Source organism: Streptomyces sp. NPDC042364 (genome assembly GCF_056437585.1).
In genome coordinates, this window is sequence record NZ_JBWKAJ010000002.1 from 63,268 (window position 1) to 82,383 (window position 19,116).

Annotated in this window: 15 protein-coding genes and 1 pseudogene; 9 read left to right on the plus strand and 7 right to left on the minus strand. The window is 73.7% G+C overall.

The window, feature by feature from the left end; all coding sequences use genetic code 11:
* Positions 1–50 precede the first annotated feature (50 nt).
* On the plus strand, positions 51–1,067 hold the full coding sequence (locus AC067N_RS03600; RefSeq protein WP_478677240.1) for a hydroxyacid dehydrogenase: 1,017 nt from the start codon (positions 51–53) through the stop codon (positions 1,065–1,067).
* 97 nt (positions 1,068–1,164) lie between these two features.
* Here AC067N_RS03600 and AC067N_RS03605 read toward each other — a convergent pair whose 3' ends face one another.
* Positions 1,165–1,542: a VOC family protein gene (locus tag AC067N_RS03605; RefSeq protein ID WP_478677241.1), complete on the minus strand. Its 378-nt coding sequence runs from the start codon at positions 1,540–1,542 to the stop codon at positions 1,165–1,167.
* A 313-nt stretch (positions 1,543–1,855) separates the two neighbouring features.
* On the opposite strand from AC067N_RS03605, the gene AC067N_RS03610 reads away from it, so the two are divergent.
* The 5 genes from AC067N_RS03610 (at position 1,856) to AC067N_RS03630 (ending at position 8,602) form a co-directional block, all read left to right on the plus strand.
* Complete coding sequence (locus AC067N_RS03610; protein WP_478677242.1) at positions 1,856–3,190, plus strand: radical SAM protein; 1,335 nt, start codon at positions 1,856–1,858, stop codon at positions 3,188–3,190.
* Between the two features lie 214 nt (positions 3,191–3,404).
* Positions 3,405–4,907: a cellulose binding domain-containing protein gene (locus AC067N_RS03615; RefSeq protein WP_478677243.1), complete on the plus strand. Its 1,503-nt coding sequence runs from the start codon at positions 3,405–3,407 to the stop codon at positions 4,905–4,907.
* A gap of 272 nt (positions 4,908–5,179) precedes the next feature.
* A complete protein-coding gene (rsgA, locus tag AC067N_RS03620; protein ID WP_478677244.1) occupies positions 5,180–6,292 on the plus strand; it encodes a ribosome small subunit-dependent GTPase A in 1,113 nt (370 codons plus the stop codon).
* Between the two features lie 211 nt (positions 6,293–6,503).
* Positions 6,504–7,985, plus strand: coding sequence for an AlkA N-terminal domain-containing protein (locus tag AC067N_RS03625; protein WP_478677245.1), 1,482 nt, complete (start codon positions 6,504–6,506; stop codon positions 7,983–7,985).
* 50 nt (positions 7,986–8,035) lie between these two features.
* A complete protein-coding gene (locus AC067N_RS03630) occupies positions 8,036–8,602 on the plus strand; it encodes a methylated-DNA--[protein]-cysteine S-methyltransferase (protein WP_478677246.1) in 567 nt (188 codons plus the stop codon).
* 84 nt (positions 8,603–8,686) lie between these two features.
* On the opposite strand, the gene AC067N_RS03635 is transcribed toward AC067N_RS03630, so the two are convergent.
* Complete coding sequence (locus AC067N_RS03635; RefSeq protein WP_478677247.1) at positions 8,687–9,169, minus strand: DUF456 domain-containing protein; 483 nt, start codon at positions 9,167–9,169, stop codon at positions 8,687–8,689.
* A 641-nt stretch (positions 9,170–9,810) separates the two neighbouring features.
* Positions 9,811–10,110: a hypothetical protein gene (locus AC067N_RS03640; protein ID WP_478677778.1), complete on the minus strand. Its 300-nt coding sequence runs from the start codon at positions 10,108–10,110 to the stop codon at positions 9,811–9,813.
* Here AC067N_RS03640 and AC067N_RS03645 point away from each other — a divergent pair.
* Positions 10,097–11,764, plus strand: a complete 1,668-nt coding sequence (locus AC067N_RS03645; protein WP_478677738.1) for a protein phosphatase 2C domain-containing protein — start codon at positions 10,097–10,099, stop codon at positions 11,762–11,764. The genes AC067N_RS03640 and AC067N_RS03645 overlap by 14 nt on opposite strands.
* Positions 11,765–12,305: 541 nt before the next feature.
* Positions 12,306–12,758, plus strand: coding sequence for an ATP-binding protein (locus tag AC067N_RS03650; RefSeq protein WP_478677248.1), 453 nt, complete (start codon positions 12,306–12,308; stop codon positions 12,756–12,758).
* 118 nt (positions 12,759–12,876) lie between these two features.
* On the opposite strand, the gene AC067N_RS03655 is transcribed toward AC067N_RS03650, so the two are convergent.
* Together AC067N_RS03655 and AC067N_RS03660 are read right to left on the minus strand one after the other, a co-directional pair.
* Positions 12,877–13,932, minus strand: coding sequence for a DUF2637 domain-containing protein (locus AC067N_RS03655; RefSeq protein WP_478677249.1), 1,056 nt, complete (start codon positions 13,930–13,932; stop codon positions 12,877–12,879).
* Between the two features lie 338 nt (positions 13,933–14,270).
* Positions 14,271–14,874: pseudogene (locus tag AC067N_RS03660) on the minus strand (hypothetical protein).
* 267 nt (positions 14,875–15,141) lie between these two features.
* On the opposite strand from AC067N_RS03660, the gene AC067N_RS03665 reads away from it, so the two are divergent.
* Positions 15,142–16,098, plus strand: a complete 957-nt coding sequence (locus AC067N_RS03665; RefSeq protein WP_478677250.1) for a GntR family transcriptional regulator — start codon at positions 15,142–15,144, stop codon at positions 16,096–16,098.
* A 100-nt stretch (positions 16,099–16,198) separates the two neighbouring features.
* On the opposite strand, the gene AC067N_RS03670 is transcribed toward AC067N_RS03665, so the two are convergent.
* Both AC067N_RS03670 and AC067N_RS03675 read right to left on the minus strand, forming a co-directional pair.
* Positions 16,199–16,972, minus strand: coding sequence for a hypothetical protein (locus AC067N_RS03670; protein WP_478677251.1), 774 nt, complete (start codon positions 16,970–16,972; stop codon positions 16,199–16,201).
* Positions 16,973–17,158: 186 nt separating this feature from the next.
* Complete coding sequence (locus tag AC067N_RS03675) at positions 17,159–18,874, minus strand: PucR family transcriptional regulator (protein ID WP_478677252.1); 1,716 nt, start codon at positions 18,872–18,874, stop codon at positions 17,159–17,161.
* Positions 18,875–19,116: the final 242 nt, after the last annotated feature.

Consider the following 19,116-nt stretch of genomic DNA (forward strand, 5'->3'; position numbering starts at 1 on the left):
CGGTGAGAGCGGTTTCCGCCGCCCACCACCGCCACCGGAAGGCCACTTTCTTGCCCGAGCGTCCGCGTGCCCTGTTCGCCATGACCGCCGAGAACATTCCGCGGGTCTTCCCGCCGGAGGTGCTGTCCCGGCTGCGGGAGGCGGTGGACATCGATCCCGAGCTGGTCGTCGAACACACCGAGGACTTCACCGACCCCCGCGTCCGGCCGGTGCTCGCCGGCGCCGAGGTACTGATCACCGGCTGGGGCTGCCCCCCGATCGACGCGGCGGTCCTCGCGGCGGCCCCGGCGCTGCGCGCGATCCTGCACTCGGCGGGCTCGGTGAGGGGGTTCGTCACCCCGGCCGTCTGGGAGCGGGGCATCACCGTCTCCACGGCCGCCGACGCCAACGCCCTGCCCGTCGCCGAGTACACGCTCGCGATGATCCTGATCGCCGGCAAGGACCTCCTCGGCCACCGCGACCGCCTGCGGGCCGAACGGCACCATCCCGGCTGGGGCTTCGTCCCCGGCATCGGCAACCACGGCCGCCGCGTCGGCGTCATCGGCGCCTCCCGCATCGGCCGCCGCGTCATCGAGCTGCTGCGCCCCTTCGACCTGCGGGTGAGCCTCACCGACCCGTATGTCGACGAGGCGGGAGCCGCCGCCCTCGGCGTCCCCCTGCTGCCGCTCGACGACCTCCTGCGCACCTGCGACATCGTGACCGTCCACGCCCCCGACACCCCCGAGACCCACCGTCTCCTCGGCCGCCGCGAACTCGCCCTCATGCCCGACGGGGCCGTCCTGATCAACACAGCCCGCGGCGCCCTGGTCGACCACGACGCCCTCACGCGCGAACTGCGCACCGGCCGCCTCTCCGCGGTCCTCGACGTCACCGACCCCGAGCCGCTCCCCGCCGACTCCCCGCTCCTCGACCTCCCCAACGCCTTCATCACCCCCCATCTCGCCGGTTCCCAGGGCAACGAGGTCGCCCGCCTCGGTCTGGCGGTCACGCAGGAGGCCGAACGCCTGGCCGCCGGAACCCGCCTGGCCCACGCCCTCGACCGCGCCGCACTCGCCCGCACGGCGTGACCGTCACGGACGGCGCCGGCCTCCCAGGAGGCCCGGCACGACAGACGCCGCATGCCGTGCGGGCCGGCCTCCCCGGCCCACTTTCCGGTGTCCCCCGTCAGTCGCGGACGAGACAGAACGGGTGTCCTGCCGGATCCGCGAAGACGAGCCAACCCCGCTGTCCGTCACCCTCGTCGAGCAGTGTGGCGCCCCGGTCGAGGACGTCCTCCCGGGCCCGGTCCAGGTCCTCGACCCCCAGGTCGAGGTGGAACTGCTGAGGGTGAGCGGAGTCGGGCCACCGCGGCGGCCGGTAGTCCTCGACACGCTGGAAGGCCAGCACGAACCCACCGTCCGTGTGGAGCGTCGCCCAGCCCTCGCCGAGCGACCACCGCGGATCCGGCCGGTCCACTTCGCCGCCGAGAAGCGACTGGTAGAACCGGGACAGCTCAACGACATCGGCGCAGTCCAACACCACACACTGCAGCTTGGCGATCATGAGGGGCAGCGTCTCACGACGCCTCATGACGATCCACAGCCGGAGTACAGGGCCTTGCCCGCGAAGGCATGCCTGCCCCGTGCGCGCCCCGGGAGCCGGCGGACACTGGCGGACACGACCTGGCCCGGGATAGCCCCGCCGGCCGGTGACCCGGCGGCTCGTACGGATCGCCGCCGTTCCGGCGGCGATCCGTACGAGCCGACGCGGCCGGACGACCGCCCGACGGCCGCCGGACGACCCGCTCGGGGCCCCCGCTCCCACCTCCGCCCGGCCGGAGGCATACCGTGAGGAGTCGAACGAGAGGAGAAACGGCATGGGCAGCCGCACCGCGCTGGTGGAGGACCTGATGGAGAGGTTCCCGCACGTGCCACGGGAAGCCGTCTTCAAGGAGGACCTGCTCAGGGGCGGCGTGGCCTTCGACGCCTCCGCCCTCAGCGACAACGAGGACGGCGAGGTCAAGCCGAAGTCGTACTTCATCTTCTCCTTCGACCACGGCACCCTGCCCGAACTGGGCGAGGCCGCACTGCGCCGCCCGCCCGAGGAGATCATCCTCACCGGCGGCCCCTACGACCTGCGGCGCACCGTCGTCTCCGTACGGGTCAACCCGTCGTCGCCGTACCGCGTCGCGGCCGGCGACGACGGCCTCCTCGGCCTCTACCTCGACGGCCGCCGCATCGCGGACGTCGGCGTGCCGCCGATGCCCGAGTACTACCGGCACACCCTCTCCAACGGGAAGTCCGTGATGGAGGTGGCCCCCACCATCCAGTGGGGCTACCTCATCTACCTGACCGTCTTCCGCGTCTGCCAGTACTTCGGCGCCAAGGAGGAGTGCCAGTACTGCGACATCAACCACAACTGGCGCCAGCACAAGGCGGCCGGCCGCCCGTACACGGGCGTGAAGGACGTCGACGAGGTCCTGGAGGCCCTGGAGATCATCGACCGGTACGACACGGCGAAGACCTCCACCGCGTACACCCTCACCGGCGGCGCGATCACCAAGACGGTCGCCGGACGCGACGAGGCCGACTTCTACGGCCACTACGCCAAGGCCATCGAGGAGCGCTTCCCGAACCGCTGGATCGGCAAGGTCGTCGCGCAGGCGCTGCCGCTCGACGACGTCAAGCGCTTCCACGACCACGGCGTGAAGATCTACCACCCCAACTACGAGGTGTGGGACGAGTACCTGTTCAAGATGTACTGCCCCGGCAAGGAGCGCTACGTCGGCCGCGACGAGTGGCACAAGCGCATCCTGGACTCGGCGGAGGTCTTCGGCGCGCGCAACGTCATCCCCAACTTCGTCGCGGGCGTGGAGATGGCCGAGCCGTTCGGGTTCACCACGGTCGACGAGGCCATCGCGTCCACCACCGAGGGCCTGCGCTTCTTCATGTCGCACGGCATCACGCCCCGCTTCACCACCTGGTGCCCGGAACCCACGACCCCGCTCGGCAAGGCCAACCCGCAGGGCGCGCCGCTGGAGTACCACATCAGGCTCCTGGAGGCCTACCGCGCCACGATGGACGACTTCGGTCTGTCCTCGCCCCCCGGGTACGGCCCGCCCGGCCCCGGTCACGCGGTCTTCTCCGTCAGCTCCTTCATGGACAGCCTCCCGGCGGCGGACGAAGCCACCGAAGAGGTTACAGTCGAGTAACCTCTGTGACCGTTGAGTCGGATGGGACTCCCGTACGTACAACTCCACAGCGGAAAACGACGTTCGGCACATCTGAACACGCGGCTTGTCAGTTGTGTGGGAAGCGTGAAAAGCTCGGGGCCGCCACCAGATGGTCCCCTCAACTCCCTTGCCTCAAGGGTCAGTTGGCCTTTCTTGTGGACTTCCCCCCTCGCTCTGTGGATGCAGGAGACCCATGCCCGACCTGCCGAAGCCCCAGGACGCCGCCGAAGCCGCGCTGTTCTCGGAGTGCTGGGACGCGGTCCTGTCGTACGCCGATCTGTGCACGTCCGGTTCGAACGCGGCGACCCAACTGGCCACCCAGGCCTTCAGCAGCGGCATGCGGGAGGCCGAGGCCCTGGAGTTCGAGGCGGGCGTCGGCCGCGGCGCGGGGCGGCGGGCCCTGCGGCTGCCCCGCATACCCTTCCTGCTGACCTGGGTCAGAACCACCTCCGCCGCCTGGGAGTCGGGCGGACAGGGCCATCGTCTCGACCCCGACCTGCGGTTGTGGCTCAACTCCGACAAGGCCTTCCGCTACACCGGGCCGCCGCTGAACCGCCCCCTGGCCCTGCGCGCCCTCCGGGACATGCAGGAGCCCGACGCGGCGCTGCTGTGGCTGGCCGAGGTCGAGTCGCTGCCGCTGACCTCGGTGGCCCGCAGACTCGGCCTGGATCCGGCCGTCGCCCGCGCCGAACTCGACCAGGTGCGGTCCCTGTTCCGGGACCGGTGCCAGCGCAACCTGGCCGACACGCCCATGAGCGCCGACTGCCGCAGCTACGCACGGCTGCTGGACGCGGTCACCCGCTCGCCCGGCACGGACACCCCCGAAGACCTCTCACGGCACCTCGCCACCTGTGTGGAGTGTGCCGAGGCGGCCGCCTGCCTCGGACTCCACGGCGGTGGTCTGCCCGCCGCCCTCGCCGGCGGGGTGATCGGCTGGGGCGGACTCGCCTACCTGGAGCGCCGCCGGCGCGCCGCCGAGGCGGGGCTGCTGCCGGGCCGCGCCGACTCCACCGGCACCGACCGGGGACTCTCGCCGGGCAGGGAAGCCCGCCCGAGGATCGGCCGCACTGGGGTGCTGGCCGGCGCCGCCATCGTCTCCGTGCTCGCGCTCACCGTCTCGCTGATGCAGTTCGGCGACGACGACACGGCCGTCGCCGGGGGCGAGGACAAGGGCGCGTCGCCGGTGGTCCAGCAGGACCACTCCCTCCCGGAGGCCGAACCCGGCCCGTCCGGCGACGCCTCCGAACTGCAGAGCACGACCCGCCCGCAGGAGACCGGCACCGACGGGGGCGCCAACAGCAACGAGGAGCCCCAGGGGGACTCCTCGTCGCCCGCGCGGTCGCACAAGCCGGTCGAGCCCGACAAGCCGTCCGCCGTCACCTGCCAGGTCCGCTACCAGGTCGACAACGAATGGCCGGGCGGTTTCCAGGCCACCGTCACCGTCACCACCACCAAGGCCCTCGACGGCTGGCGCGTCGGCTGGTCCTACCCGGAGGGCCAGCGCGTCACCCAGATGTGGGACGGCGCCTTCGACCAGAACGGCTCCCGCGTCACCGCCACCGCCGCCGACTACAACAAGACCGTCGCCAAGGGCGGCACCTTCGGCGTCGGCTTCCTCGGGACCTGGGAGGGCGACGCCAACACCGCCCCCGACGACTTCACCCTCAACGGACGGCCCTGCGGGACGACCGACTGAGGGTTGTCCCGGCCGGTAATTCGGTTGACGGGGGCCCGCGGGCCCCCGCTAGGGTGAGACCACCCCGCACGGCGGCCCCTCCGGCCGCGGTGCCGACGACGTGTGAGACAGGAGGTGTTGACCGATGGCTGTCACGGTGACGAGCGCTGCCCGCATCCAGGAATCCATCCAGTCCACCTCCGTGGTCACCGGCTGACACACTCGACCTCACCCCGCGCCGCCCTGACGGGCTCGCGCGCGGCCGCCGGGACCACCCTTGTGAAGGGTCTCCCTTGACTTTCTCCGGCTCTCCTTCCGGTTCCGCCTCCACTCTCTCCGCTCTGGTCCCCTACGGCTGGGACGACGCCTGGGCGGACGCCTTCGCCCCCTATGACGCCGAGGGCCTGCTGGCCGGGCGGGTCGTCCGGGTCGACCGGGGGCAGTGCGACGTCATCACGGCCGACGGCCTCCTGCGGGCCGACACCGCGTTCGTCACCCCGCACGACCCGATGCGGGTCGTGTGCACCGGCGACTGGGTCGCCGTCGAACCCGCGGGCGACCCCCGCTACGTCCGCACCTGTCTGCCCCGCCGCAGCGCGTTCGTGCGCTCCACCTCCTCCAAGCGCGCCGAGGGACAGATCCTCGCCGCCAACGTCGACCACGCCGTCATCGCCGTGTCGCTCGCCGTGGAACTCGACCTCGGCCGCGTGGAGCGGTTCCTCGCGCTGGCCTGGGAGTCCGGGGCGCAACCGGTGGTCGTGCTCACCAAGGCCGACCTCGTGCCGGACGCGGTGACGCTGGCGCACCTGGTGCGGGACGTCGAGACGGTCGCCCCCGGCGTCCCCGTCCTCACCGTCAGCTCCACCGCAGGTGAGGGCCTCGACGTCCTCGGCGCCGTGCTCGGCGGCGGCACCTCCGTGCTGCTCGGGCAGTCGGGCGCCGGCAAGTCGACCCTGGCCAACGCGCTGCTCGGCGAGGAGGTCATGGACGTCCAGGCCACCCGCGACATCGACGGCAAGGGCCGGCACACCACCACCACCCGCAACCTCCTCGCCCTCCCCGGCGGGGGAGTCCTCATCGACACCCCCGGTCTGCGCGGCGTCGGCCTCTGGGACGCCGAGACCGGCGTCAACCAGGTCTTCGCCGAGATCGAGGAACTCGCGGCGCGCTGCCGCTTCCACGACTGCGCGCACGTAGCGGAACCGGGCTGCGCCGTCCTGTCCGCAGTGGACGAGGGCACCCTGCCCCACCGCCGCCTGGAGAGCTACCGCAAACTCCTGCGCGAGAACCAGCGCATCGTCGCCAAGAGCGACGCCCGCCTCCGCGCGGAGATCCGCAAGGAGTGGAAGCGCAGGGGCGCGGAGGGCCGCGCGGCGATGGAAGCGAAGCGGGGTGGCCGACACTAGCCCCTGACCACGGACATCCCCCGGAGGACCGGGCCGCCGGCCCGCCCCTCCGGGGGATGCCGGGACCTGCGCGAGAAACCCGAACCACCCGCACCCGCCGGGCCCTCGGCCACCCCCGGGGGCCACCGGGCGCCCGGTGCGGGTGGCGGGTGTGGAGTGCCGTGTCCGAATCCCGCCAGCCGAAGCCTCCGTCGTCGCGGAGACTGGACTCGTGGAGGACATCGAGGACACCAGGTACGAGGCTGTGCGCAGCAGAGACGCCCGCTTCGACGGCACCTTCTTCTTCGCCGTGACCACCACCGGCATCTACTGCCGCCCCAGCTGCCCCGCGGTGACCCCGAAACGGCACAACGTCCGCTTCCACCCCACCGCGGCCGCCGCACAGCAGGCCGGATTCCGGGCCTGCCGCCGCTGCCGCCCGGACACCGCTCCCGGCTCGGCCGAGTGGAACGTCCGCGCGGACGCCGTGGCCCGGGCCATGCGCCTCATCGCGGACGGCGTGGTCGACCGGGAGGGCGTCGCCGGTCTCGCCGGACGTCTCGGCTACAGCACCCGCCAGATCCAGCGACAACTCACCGCCGAGGTGGGCGCGGGCCCCGTCGCCCTGGCCCGCGCCCAACGCGCCCACACCGCCCGCGTCCTCCTCCAGACCACGGCCCTGCCGATCACACGGATCGCCTTCGCGGCCGGCTTCGCGAGCGTGCGCCAGTTCAACGACACGATCCGCGCGATCTACGCCGCCACCCCCACGGACCTGCGCGGCGCGGCCCCCGCGGACCGGCGCCCGGCGGCCCCTCCCGGCCCGCGTGCAACCGTCCCCGGGCGAGGAGCCCGCCCCCGGTCCACCGAAGCCGCGGGTGCCCCGTCCGCCGGCATCCCCCTGCGCCTCGCCCACCGCGGCCCCTACCACCGCGCCGCCCTCTTCGACCTCCTCGCCGCCGAGGCGGTACCCGGCGTGGAGGAGGTCAGAGGGGCCCGAGGCCACCGCACCTACCGCCGTACCCTGCGCCTGCCGTACGGCACCGGGATCGCCGAGGTCGACGAACGCCGGGGCACCGGCGGCGGCCGCAACGGGAGAGCGCCCGGGCGTCCCGGGGGTCACCCCGGCGGCTGGCTGGACGCCCGCCTCCACCTCTCCGACCCCCGCGACCTCACCACCGCCGTCCAGCGGCTGCGCCGCCTCTTCGACCTCGACGCCGACCCGTACGCCGTGGACGAGCGCCTCGGCGCCGACGACCGGCTCGCCCCGCTGGTCGCCGCCCGGCCGGGCCTGCGCTCACCGGGGGCGGCGGACCCGGAGGAGTTCGCGATCCGGGCCCTCATCGGACACACGGAGGCCGCACGACTCGTACGGGTCTACGGCAAGCCCCTGGACGCCCCGGACGGCACGCTCACCCATCTGTTCCCTGAACCGGCGGCGCTGGCCGACGCCGGCGGCGCCCTCGGCGCGCTCGCCACGGCCCTCGCCGACGGCACCGTACGCCTCGACGTGGGCGCCGACCGCGACGACGCCGAGGCCGCGCTGCTCGCCCTGCCGGGCATGGACCCCCGCACCGTCGCCGAGATCCGTACCCGAGCCCTCGGCGACCCCGACGTGGCCCTGCCGGACACGCCCCTCCCGGACGCATGGCGGCCCTGGCGCTCGTACGCCCTGCGCCACCTGGGCCCGGGGGACGGGGGCGTCGCGTGGTGACGACCCCACCAGAAGAAACGACCAGACCAGTGGCAACGAGGAGTTCAGCCGTGAGTGCCGGACAGCGGACGTACTACACCACCGTCGACAGCCCCGTCGGCCCCCTGCTCCTGACCGCCGACGAGTCCGGCGCGCTCACCTCCCTCTCCGTGCCGGAGCAGAAGGGCGGCCGGGTCCCGCTCGCGGACTGGCGGCGCGAGCCGGCGCCCTTCCGGGAGGCCGAGGAACAGCTCGCCGCCTACTTCGCCGGGGATCTCACGGAGTTCCGGCTGGCGTACCGCGCCGAGGGCACGGAGTTCCGCCGGCAGGTCTGGGCCGCCCTGGACGACGTCCCGTACGGCGCGACCACCACGTACGGCGCCATCGCGGCCCGCATCGGAGCGCCCAGGGCCGCCGTCCGGGCCGTCGGCGGCGCGATCGGCGCCAACCCGCTGCTCATCGTCCGCCCCTGCCACCGGGTGATCGGCGCGGACGGCTCACTCACGGGGTACGCCGGCGGCCTTCAGCGCAAGCGGGTGCTCCTCGGTCTGGAGGGAGTGCCCGGCGCGCCGGCCGCCCTGGACGACGCGATCCCGGCGGCCCTGGCCGACGCGATCGATCCGGAGCATGCGACGTGACGGGGCCGGGCGGTGACGGGTGAGCCGCGTGATCCGCCGCGTGACCGCTGCTCCCCGGGACCGACGCGACCGGGCAAGGGCGGGTCAGCGGCCGAGCACCGCTCCGACCCACGCGCCCGCGATCAGCAGACAGGCGAAGAGCTCCGCCAGCACGCTGGAGCCGCCCGACCGCATGGCCGTGCGCACGGCGGCCGCAGCCTCACGGTGCCGGCCGAGCCGGAGCCGCTCCGAGAGGTAGATCCCGCCGACGAAACCGGGGATCGCGCCGACCACCGGGACAAGGATGAAACCCAGGAGGGCTCCGGTACCGGCGTACACCGCCATTCGGGTGGACGCGCCGCTCAGCTCCAGGCGCCGGGGAGGAAGCATCCAGCGCACCGCCCGGGACAGCAGCAGGACGGTCGTGGAGCCGACGAGCACCCACCAGGCAACCGGGCGGGGCTCCTCCAGTGCCCACCACATGACCCCGGCCCACACCAGCAGCGACCCCGGTACGCCGGGCACCAGCACTCCGCACAGGCCGAGCAGCACGACCACGCCGACCAGCAGGAGTTCCCACGCGCCCATCTGACCAGGGTGCAGGACCGCACGAGAAGCCGCAGGTCAGGTAGGCCGACCCGGTGTGCACCGCCGGCTCGACGCCGGAGTGCGGAATCCCCGTGCGTGGCGGCACCGTCCGGAGGTCTGCGTCACGCTCCCCGGGAACTCAGGGACGCCCTCACACCGCCCGACGCGGGCGGGACAACGGAACAACCCGTTTCCCCGTCGTTCCTCCCCTCCCTCGATTCCCTTCTCTCGCACCGGAGTTCGACGTGTAGTCCGACACGCCGCACGGTCGCGTGCTCCGCGAGCCGATTTTCCGGATGCCCCGTTTTCATACGGCTGTTGCGGTGGACAATTGGGGGCATGAGCCAGCAGGGGGAGAGGCCGACCGGTCAGGATCACGACTGGTGGCGGCAGTTGTACGACGACTCCAGTGGGGACACGGGCCCTTCGGTCGCGGCCGATTCCCTCGACGACCGGTTCGCCTCGGCATCGAGCACGGTCGCGCAAGGACCGACGACACCGTCGAGTGCGTCGAGTGCGCAGGGGACCCGGGAAACCGAACGGGACGGTCCGAGCGGCAAGGACACGAGAGGCACCGACCCCGCCAGGTCCGCCTCCTCGGATTCCCCGGCCCCTTCGGTCGCCCCGGTCACCAGAACACCTCAGGCCAAGGTCCCGCCCCGGGGTTCCCCCGGTGACCCCGGCCGTCCGAGCACCCTCTCGGGCTCCCTGCCCGCCCAGGGCCACCTACCCGACTCCGCTCCGGCACCGATGCCGCCCTCGCCGACCCAGGGCACCGCTGCTCGGCCGTCGTCCGCCGAGCCGTCGTCCGCCGAGCCGTCGTCCGCCGAGCCGTCGTCCGTCGAGCCGTCGTCCGTCGAGCGCCTGTCCGGCGAGCAGCCCTTGTCCGGCGAGCAGTCGCCGTCCGCACCCTCGTCGACCGCCGAGCTGCCACCTCCCACCGAGCCGCCAGGGACGGAAGCCTTCCCGCCCGGACCGAGACCTCCCGGCTTCCGCGCGGCTTCACCGCGCAGCCGGCCCCCCGGCGAGACACCCCCGAACCGGACCGCGGGCGCCCCGACCCGGCCGGACGCTCCGCCCGGCGCCGCGTCCCCGCCCTCCCGGCCGTCCGGCTCGCCGTGGCCCCCGGGGCCCTGGGCACGCTCGGGCGGGCCCAGCCGCTCCCGGACGGGCCCGGCGGCTGCCACCCCCTCGCCGGGACGCCCCCCGGCCTCCGTTCCCCCGGGTGACTCCCGACCGGCGAGCGACCCGCCCGCAGGCCCGCCCCGGGCGCCCGAGGCCACTTCACCGCCGGACCCACCCGTGCCGCACGGCACGCCCCCGCCCTCCGGTCCCTGGCCGCGCCCCACCACCTCCTCGCCGACGGAACCCTCTCCGCCCCCACGGTCCGACTCCGTTCCACCGCCCCCACCGTCCGGCTCCGTTCCACCGCCCCCGCCCACCGACCCCGCCTCCGCCCCTTCTTCCTCGCGGCGCTCCGCCCGCCCGACGGCGCCCCTCGGCCCGCGCGACACCCCTTCCCCGGACCATCCCCCGGGAGCAGCGCCCCCCTCCTCGGGGGCCGGTGAGGAGGCGGACCCGCGAACGCTGCAGGCGCAGCAGGTCAGGCTGGTCACCGGGAGCCGGCCGGTGCATGTGGACCACGTGGGGTCCGGGCCACCCACCTACGACGCCGAGCCCACCGCCCTGCCGCCGGCCGACCCCGACGACCTCGGTGACCTGGTCGCGGACACGGTGCTCGACGGGGCCCGCTACGGGGCCTGTACGCTGCGCGCCGTCTCGCTGCGCGGGGATTCCTCGCGCTACCGGGGCGAGCCGCGCCGGGACTCACTGCTCACCGTCCGGTTCGGCGTGGGCGAGCAGGCCCTGGTACTGGTGGCGATGGCGACCGGAGCCCGGGCGAACCCGGGCGCGCACCGGGCCGCGGCCGAGGCGTGCCGGTGGATCGGGCAGGCGATCGGACGCAGTCACGCACGCCTGACGGAGGACATCCGGGCCGCCCGGCGCGGCGACCTGAAGTCCGGACTGCACCGGCTCACCGACCGCAGCCTCGGCAGACTGCGCGCGAGCGCGGCCGAGCAGGGACTCGACCCCGAGGAGTACACCGCGAGCCTGCGCTGTCTGCTGCTGCCGGCTGACCCCCGGTGCCGTACACGTGTGTTCTTCGGGGTCGGGCAGGGCGGACTGTTCCGGTTGCGGGGCGGGGAGTGGCAGGACATCGAGCCCCGGGTCGCCGAGACCGCCGGCGACCCGGTGGTCGGGTTCGGCTCGCTGCCCCACGAGACCCCCGAGGGCGACCGGCTCACCATGGACCTCGGCATCACGACACCGCCCAGCCCGTACGAACCCGCCCCCGCACCGCCCCGCGAACCCTTCCGGTTCCGTGCCTCCGTGGCCCGCGAGGGCGACGTCCTGCTCCTGTGCACCCCCGGACTCGCCGAGCCCCTGCGCGGAGAGGAACAGCTCGCCGACCACCTCGCGGCCCGCTGGCGCACCGCCGAGCCACCCGGTCTCGCCGCGTTCCTCGCCGACGCCCAGGTCCGGGTCAAGGGCTACGCCGACGACCGTACGGCGGCGGGCGTCTGGGAGGCGTGACCGCCACCGGCACGCACCGGCCACCCCGTCAAACCGGGCGGACGGACCTCGGCTGACGCCGTCCCCGCCCGGCGTACGGTGTCAAGTCGTCATACCGGCCGACCTGTTGGCCTGTACCAGCGCCTGATTTCAGCCAATGAACATCATCGTCGTCGAGCGCTCCTCGTGCGCCGCTGGTGCAGGGCTCGTCCGCCCGTCGTGCGCCCCTCGCGCGCCGTCGCGACACGGCCGGAATCGGCAGCTCACATGGGCGATCGGCCCCGGCCGAAGGGTCGGGTACCAGCCGCCCGGACGGGGGCGCGGCGTCGGGTTCGTCGGTGTGTGAGGTGGTTTTCCGGGGCGGGAAGCGCTGTCTTCCGGTACCGGTGGCTGGCTTGACCCTGTGCGTTTGAACGCGCACGGAGGGACGTTGGCGATTCGGCATGAGTGCCGCGATCCAGGCCCGGGCAGGGATTCCCGTGTGCGTGTTCGAGCAGGAGGGGAATCGGTCATCGGCGCGTGGGCGGGGGTCATGAAGAGGCAGGCGCGAGGAGGCGGTCCCGTGGCGATCGGGGCGTCCTCGGCGGACGTGGTGGAGGAAGTGACCGACGATGTGCCGGCGCAGCCCGGTGCCGGCCAGCTCAGGCGCAGGCTCGGGCGGGCGGATCTCCGGGCGGTGCCCGAGTCCCGCCGGGCCCTGCGGGAGCTGCTCCGGCAATGGGGGCGGCCGGGGAGATCGGAGATAGCGGAACTGCTCACCAGTGAGCTGGTCACCAACGCCCTGGTCCACACCGACGACGACGCGGTGCTGACGGCCACGGTCTCACCCCGCGGGCTTCATGTGGAGGTGCGGGACTTCGTGGCCCGCAGGCCCAGGCCGCGGCCGCAGAACACCGATGACGGCACCCATGGGCGCGGGCTCCTCCTGGTGCAGTCCCTCGCCGACGCCTGGGGGGTACGGGCGCACGGGGTGGGCAAGTCGGTCTGGTTCGACCTCGACGGCGGGCTCACCTGAGAGGTGCCCCGTGATCCCCGGCAAGCGCGCGGCGCCGGCTACGGCTCCAGGGCGAACGCAGCCGAACGGACAGGGGCGCGGCATCAGCCGCGCCCCTGTCCGATGGTGTGGTCCGGTCTCAGCCGAACTGCTGCTCAAGGTCCTTGAGCTTCCGCTCCAGGGAGTCGAGTCGCGGCAGGGCCATTGTGTCGTCCTCCGCGGTGAGGTCCACGGTGATCGACTTGTCGGAACCGTTGCGCACGGGCTGCAGGGAGGGACGGGTGCGTACGGGAAGGGGCTCCGGCGCCGATATGGCAGGCTCCGAGACGGCCTGGGCCGGTACGCGCTCCACGGTGGTGTCCACCTGGCGCTGACCGCCGCCACCACCGCCGCCACCGCCGGGCAGACCCCGGTGGCCACGGCTGATCGCCTTGAGGTGGGCCCGCTCCAGACGCTCCTGCTCCCGCTTGCGCGCGCGGGCCTCCTCCTTGAGGCGCTTGTCCTCGCGCACCTCGTCCACCGCCTCGTCCAGGCTGCGCACGCCCTCGAGGAGCATCAGCGACCAGGCCCTGTACGTCTCGCGCGGAGCCCGCAGCCAGCGCACGACACGGATCTGCGGCAGCGGACGCGGCACCAGACCCTGCTCGCGCAGGGCCGCACGGCGGGTCTGCTTCAGCGCGCGGTCGAAGAGCACCGCGGCGGACAGGGACATGCCGGCGAAGAACTGCGGGGCGCCGTCGTGGCCGAGACCACGGGGCGCGTGCACCCAGTTGAACCAGGCCGCGGCACCCGCGAACGTCCACACGAGTATGCGGGAACCGAGAGCCGCGTCCCCGTGGCTGGCCTCGCGGACCGCGAGCACCGAGCAGAACATGGCGGCGCCGTCCAGGCCGAACGGAACCAGGTACTGCCACCCGTTGGTGAGGCCCAGGTTCTGTTCACCGAACCCGACCAGGCCCCGGAAGGAGAGCGCCGCGGCGACCGCGGCACAGCAGAAGAGAAGGACGTAGGAGGCCGTGCCGTACAGGGCTTCCTTGCGGCGGCGCCGCTCCTCGCTCCGTTCCCACGAATCCTCGGTCTTAGCGTGCTCCCCGGAGCGCTTTCCGCGCGCGAGCACCGCCACCGCCGCCAGCATGCCCAGGAGCAGTACGGCGCCCGGAAGCAGCCAGTTCAGCGATATGTCGGTCAATCTCATCAGGGGTCCCTTGCATTGGGATAGGGCGTAACGCCCGCCATAGTGGCCCAATCCTCGCGGCCCTCAGGGGGTTTCGGGGCAAGAGACCGCCAGGGAAGTGCAATGAGTGACGCCAGGCGGCATTCTGCTCGAACTGCCGCGCGAGGGACGGGAGTTGAGTGCGAGTGAGATTACCCGTTCGAGTGGTTCTACGGAAAGTTCCCGCGATACGTGAGGAATTTGTGAACCACCTGTAACCCGACGAGGGTCCCACCCGGAGTGGATCTTACGGCACGTGCCACCGGCGATCCCCGGGGGGTCCTCGGGGGGTTCTCGGGGTGTGGGGCGGAGACGGGCCGTCAGGTGGCGCCAGGGGCGGCCGGCTTGGCGATCCGTTCGGCCTCGCAGGTGCGCGGGCAGGTGACGCAGGTGTGTCCTCGGGGGTCCTGGAGAACATGCAGCAGCTCATCCGGTCCCGTGTGGACAGCGGCTCGCCGCCCGGACCGGTCGGCTCCCGGATGCCCGCGGAGCCCACGTACGGCCGGTTCGCGCCCGGCAACGGCAGTTCCAGCTCGCCGCCGGCACCTCTCGCGCTCGCCGGGGCCGAGCAGTCCGGCGATGTACCGGATGCCCTCCGTGATCTCGTGGGTCGCCATGCCCCACAGGGCGCGCCCGCGGCGCCGCATCCGCGGGCCGAAGCCGCCGCGGACCGGTTCGATGTGCTCGGCGGGCGGCGCGCACCTCGGCCCGCAGCGCCGTCACGACGTCCGGGCGCCCCTTTCGTCCCTGGTCCCGGAGGATCTGCTCCTCGTCCCACGCCGGGGACGCGTCGAGCCGGGTGCCGCCGGCCGCCGGCCGGCCGCGCCGACCCACCCCTCACCATCGGGCAATGGATCCGCGAGGGAGAGTTCTGTCACGCTCATCACGGGCAGGACCTCGGTCGGCCGCGCGCGCGGCCGTCATGGGAGACCTGCGCGAGGTGGGGGCCGGTGCCGGAGTCGAGGGGGCGTACGGGGGCCGCCGTTTCACCAACGCCGCCAGGTAAGGCGTGCCTTACCCGAGGCTGATCCGATGTGGTCCGGGTTTGAACTGAGGGCATGTGCGCCTATGGTGCTTTACGACCGGTAACAACCCCAGTAGTGCCGTAAGCGCCCCCGTGTACCGGTCGGCCGTACCGGTCGCCGCACTACCCGACACACGTCGACCCATGCTCGGCTCGGAGGAGGACCTGTGGACCAGGCCGGACCGCGTTCGCGACAGGCCGCTGCCGTGAGCGCGCCGGACGCCGCCCGTCCGGCCACGGCCTACCGAGTGCCCGCGCAGCCCGGAGTGACGGACGTCGACCGGGAGCGCGGCATCACCGTGGACGGCACCGGCAGGCCCGGCCGCGCCGGCACCGCGCCGACCGCCGGCGTGGGCCGCCGTGACACCGCGCCGTCGGCCGAGGCCGCCCGAGGCGAGCACACCCACAGTGAGACGCCGATCCCCCTGCCCCGCGGCGCCGGAACCGGGGGCGACGAGCGCTCCGGCGGCCCCCGACCCCAGGGGCGCCCCGTCGTGCAGCGCGCCTCGGTGCGCGGTCAGATCCTCGACGCCCTGCGGGCCGCGCTCGCCGCCGGCGAGCTGACCCCGGGCGAGGTGTACTCGGCGCCCGCGCTCGGCGAGCAGTTCGGCGTCTCCGCCACCCCGGTCCGCGAGGCGATGCAGCAACTGGCGATCGAGGGCGCGGTGGAGGTCGTGCCCAACCGCGGCTTCCGCGTCGTGCGGCGCGGCGCCCGGGAACTGGCCGAGCTGGCGGAGGTGCGGGCGCTGCTCCAGGTGCCGGTGGTCCTGCGGCTCGCGCGGACGCTGCCGGCCGACAGCTGGGCCGAGCTGCGGCCGCTGGCCGAGGAGACGGCGCGGGCGGCGTCCGCCGGGTGCCGGGCGACGTACGGGGAGGCGGACCGGGCCTTCCACCGGGGGATGCTGTCGCTGGCCGGCAACGAGCAGTTGGTGCAGATCGCGGACGACCTGCACCGCAGGAGTCAGCTGCCGCTGACCACCGGGCCCGCCGGTACGCGGATCGAGCTGATGGCCGACGCGGCGGAGCACATCGCGTTGCTGGACGCGTTGGCCGCCGGGGATCTCGAGGCCGTGGAGTGCCTGATGGGCAACCACTTCGGCGGGGGGCGGGGCGGGGCGGTCTAGTACCGGAAGGCGTGCGGGTCGTTCGCCGGGTGCGGGTGGTCGGTGGCTGGTCGCGTGGTTCCCCGCGCCCCTGGGGGGCCTTTCGGGGGCGCCCCGCCCCTCACGCCGTGGCCGCCGGTGGGGCCAACTGCCTGGAGAGCCAGGTCGGTACGCCGCCCAGGAGGCGGAAGAGACGGCGGGCCTCCTCGCGGAGGCGGGACGCCTCCGGTTCCGGCTCGGTGTCGGCGAGGGAGGCGAGCGCGGGGGCCGTCCCGACGAGGTAGCCCAACTCCTCGCGGATGCGCAGGGATTCGGCGAAGCCGTGCCGGGCCTCGGCCAACTCGCCGTCACGCAGGGCGAGTCCGGCCAGATGGCGCCAGGTGAAGGACTGCAGCAACAGGTTGTCATGGGCGGCGGCGCCGGCGTGGGCGCGGCGGTAGGCGGCCCGGGCGGCCTGCGGCGCGTGGGCGAGGTTCTCGGCGAGGAGGCCCCGCCGGAAGTCCAGCAGTGCCCGGCCGGGCGCTCCCGGGGCGATCAGGGCGGCCGCCCTTCCCAGCGCGGCCCGCGCCTCGTCCGAGCGGTCACGGACACCGAGCAGAGTGGCCGCGTACGCCAACTGGCCGCGCTCGCAGGCCGCCGCGCCCCGCTCCTCGTCGGTCTGGGCCTGCGCCTCGGCCGTGCGCAGCGCGTCCTCGGCCTCCTCCCAGCCCTGCTCGGTGTAGAGGCAGCGCTCGACGAGCAGCGCGGTGCGCTGGAGCGCGGCCTGTGGGGTGACGGGTTCGATGAGCGCTGCCGCGTCGACCCAGCACGCTCGTGAACGCAGGCGCCATACCGCGGTCTGGAGCGGATCGTCGCCGGCGGTCGTTCCGTTACCAGACATGGCGGTATGCGCCACGTTGCCCTCCCCGAGCACACCGTTGAGCTTTGAGTGGTGGCCGCATCTCAGCACGAATGGGCGGGCTGGCCAAGAGGGTGGGTGAAAGAATTCACAAAGTCATGGGGTGCGGGGGGCGCACATCGGTCTCACTCCACCACCCCCGGTGCTCCGGGACGGCGGCCCCCAACTCCCCACCCGTGGGCGCTAACTCATCCGCAGGGCCAGGAAGAAGTCCAGCTTGTCCTCCAGGCGGGACAGGTCCCGGCCCGTCAACTGCTCGATCCGGCCCACCCGGTAGCGCAGTGTGTTGACGTGCAGGTGGAGGCGGGCGGCGCAGCGGGTCCAGGAGCCGTCGCACTCCAGGAAGGCCTCCAGGGTGGGGATCAGCTCGGCGCGGTGGCGGCGGTCGTAGTCGCGCAGCGGGTCCAGGAGGCGGGCCGTGAAGGCGCGGCGGACGTCGTCGGGGACGAAGGGCAGCAGCAGGACGTGCGAGGCCAGTTCCTGGTGGCCGGCCGCGCAGACCCGGCCGGGGCGGGCGGCCGCCACCCGGCGGGCGTGCCGGGCCTCCTCCAGGGCGCCCCGCAGTCCCTCCGCCGAGTGCACGGCCGCGCTGACGCCGAGGGTGAGCCGCCCGTCGTCGTCGAGGCCGGCCGACAGCGGGTCCCGTACGGCCGCGAGCAGGGTGTCGGCGTGGACGCCGGCCTCGGAGCCGTCGTGCTCCGTGGAGACGGCGGGCAGCGGGACGAGCGCGATGGCCTCGTCGCCCGTGTGGGCGACGGCGATGCGGTCCGAGTGCTCGGGGCCGGTCGCCAGGGGGTCCACGAGGATCTCCTCCAGCAGCGCCTGCGCCACCGGCCCCCCGTCGATCTCTCCGGCCCGGCGCCCGCCGCCGCTCTCGACCGGGGCGGGCGCCTCCTCCCACTCGACCCGCGCCACGACCACCTGCCAGTGCGGGGCCGACCCGAGACCGGGCAGCAGCACCGGCGCGGCGACCCGGAGGCGGGCCGCGATCTCCGCGGGCGCCGAACCCGCCTGGACCAGCTCCAGGACCTCCTGCGCGAGCCTGCGCCGTACCGTGCGGGCCGCGTCGCGGCGGTCCCGCTCGACGGCGATCAGCTGGGTGACGCCGTGCAGCAGGTCGAGCCGCTCGGCGGCCCAGTCCCCGGCGTCCGCCTCGACCGCGAGCAGCCACTCGGACAGCACCGTCTCGCGCACGTCACGGGGGGCGGCGTTCGTGGAACGACCCGTGCTGGTGATGGGGAACAGTGAGTACGTCGTCGTACCGACGCCCACCCGGTACGGCCCGCGCCGCCCCGTGCGGGCCGCCGCCAGGTGTTCGCCGGCCAGCCGGGCGCACAGCTCGGCGGACAGGGGAGGTCCCGCGACCTTGGGGCCCGCGATGAGCCGGCCGGTGGGGGAGAGCACCCAGGCCCGCAGGTCCAGGTCGGAGCCGAGCAGATCGAGGACCACGTCCGGGCCGCCGCCCGCCGGGCCGGAGGTCATCATCCGGCGGTGGCGGTCCACCACGGCCGCCAGGTCCCCGGCGCGCTCGCCGGAGACCTGCCGCACGACGTGCTCGGTGATCGTCGCGAAGGCCACCGACTCGTTGACCGCGAGCAGCGGCAGCCGGTGCCGGGCGCAGGCCACGACGAGGTCCTCGGGGACGTCGCCCAGCTCGGCCTCACCGGCGGCCAGGGCGGTGACACCGGCGCCGACCAGGATCCGCACGAAGGGCTCCGAGTCGGTGGCGTCACGGCGCCAGGCCAGGCCGGTGAGCACCAGCTCGCCGCCGGAGAGGTACCGGCTGGGATCCCGCAGGTCGGTGGTCATCACACCCCGTACGGTGCGGTCCAGCTCGTCCTCGCCGCCGAGCAGCCGCAGACCCAGCGCGTCGGTGTCCAGCAGTGCCCGCAGGCGCATTCTCGTCGCCGCCGTTCTTGTCTCGAAATCTATGGCCGGTTCGCTCGGGGAGCGCCCCGGTGGCTTCCGGAGGAGGCTGGTTACGGAAGGCCGCGGCACGTTCGGGGCGTGGCCTGGGACTTTCGAAAACCGACTCGCCCGACCCCGGATGTGTGCTGCGTGTTTCCAGAGCGAAACGAGGAGGTTGCTGATGGCCTCCGTTCATACGAATCTACAAGATGCGCCCCCTGGCCAGGCAACTC

What these genes read in the sequence shown, in the direction of transcription:
- AC067N_RS03610 (WP_478677242.1), top strand. Translation starts at nt 1,856, where the DNA reads ATGGGCAGCCGCACCGCGCTGGTGGAGGACCTGATGGAGAGGTTCCCG.
- AC067N_RS03675 (WP_478677252.1), bottom strand. Translation starts at nt 18,874, where the DNA reads ATGCGCCTGCGGGCACTGCTGGACACCGACGCGCTGGGTCTGCGGCTG.
- AC067N_RS03605 (WP_478677241.1), bottom strand. Translation starts at nt 1,542, where the DNA reads ATGATCGCCAAGCTGCAGTGTGTGGTGTTGGACTGCGCCGATGTCGTT.
- AC067N_RS03655 (WP_478677249.1), bottom strand. Translation starts at nt 13,932, where the DNA reads ATGAGATTGACCGACATATCGCTGAACTGGCTGCTTCCGGGCGCCGTA.
- AC067N_RS03615 (WP_478677243.1), top strand. Translation starts at nt 3,405, where the DNA reads ATGCCCGACCTGCCGAAGCCCCAGGACGCCGCCGAAGCCGCGCTGTTC.
- AC067N_RS03635 (WP_478677247.1), bottom strand. Translation starts at nt 9,169, where the DNA reads ATGGGCGCGTGGGAACTCCTGCTGGTCGGCGTGGTCGTGCTGCTCGGC.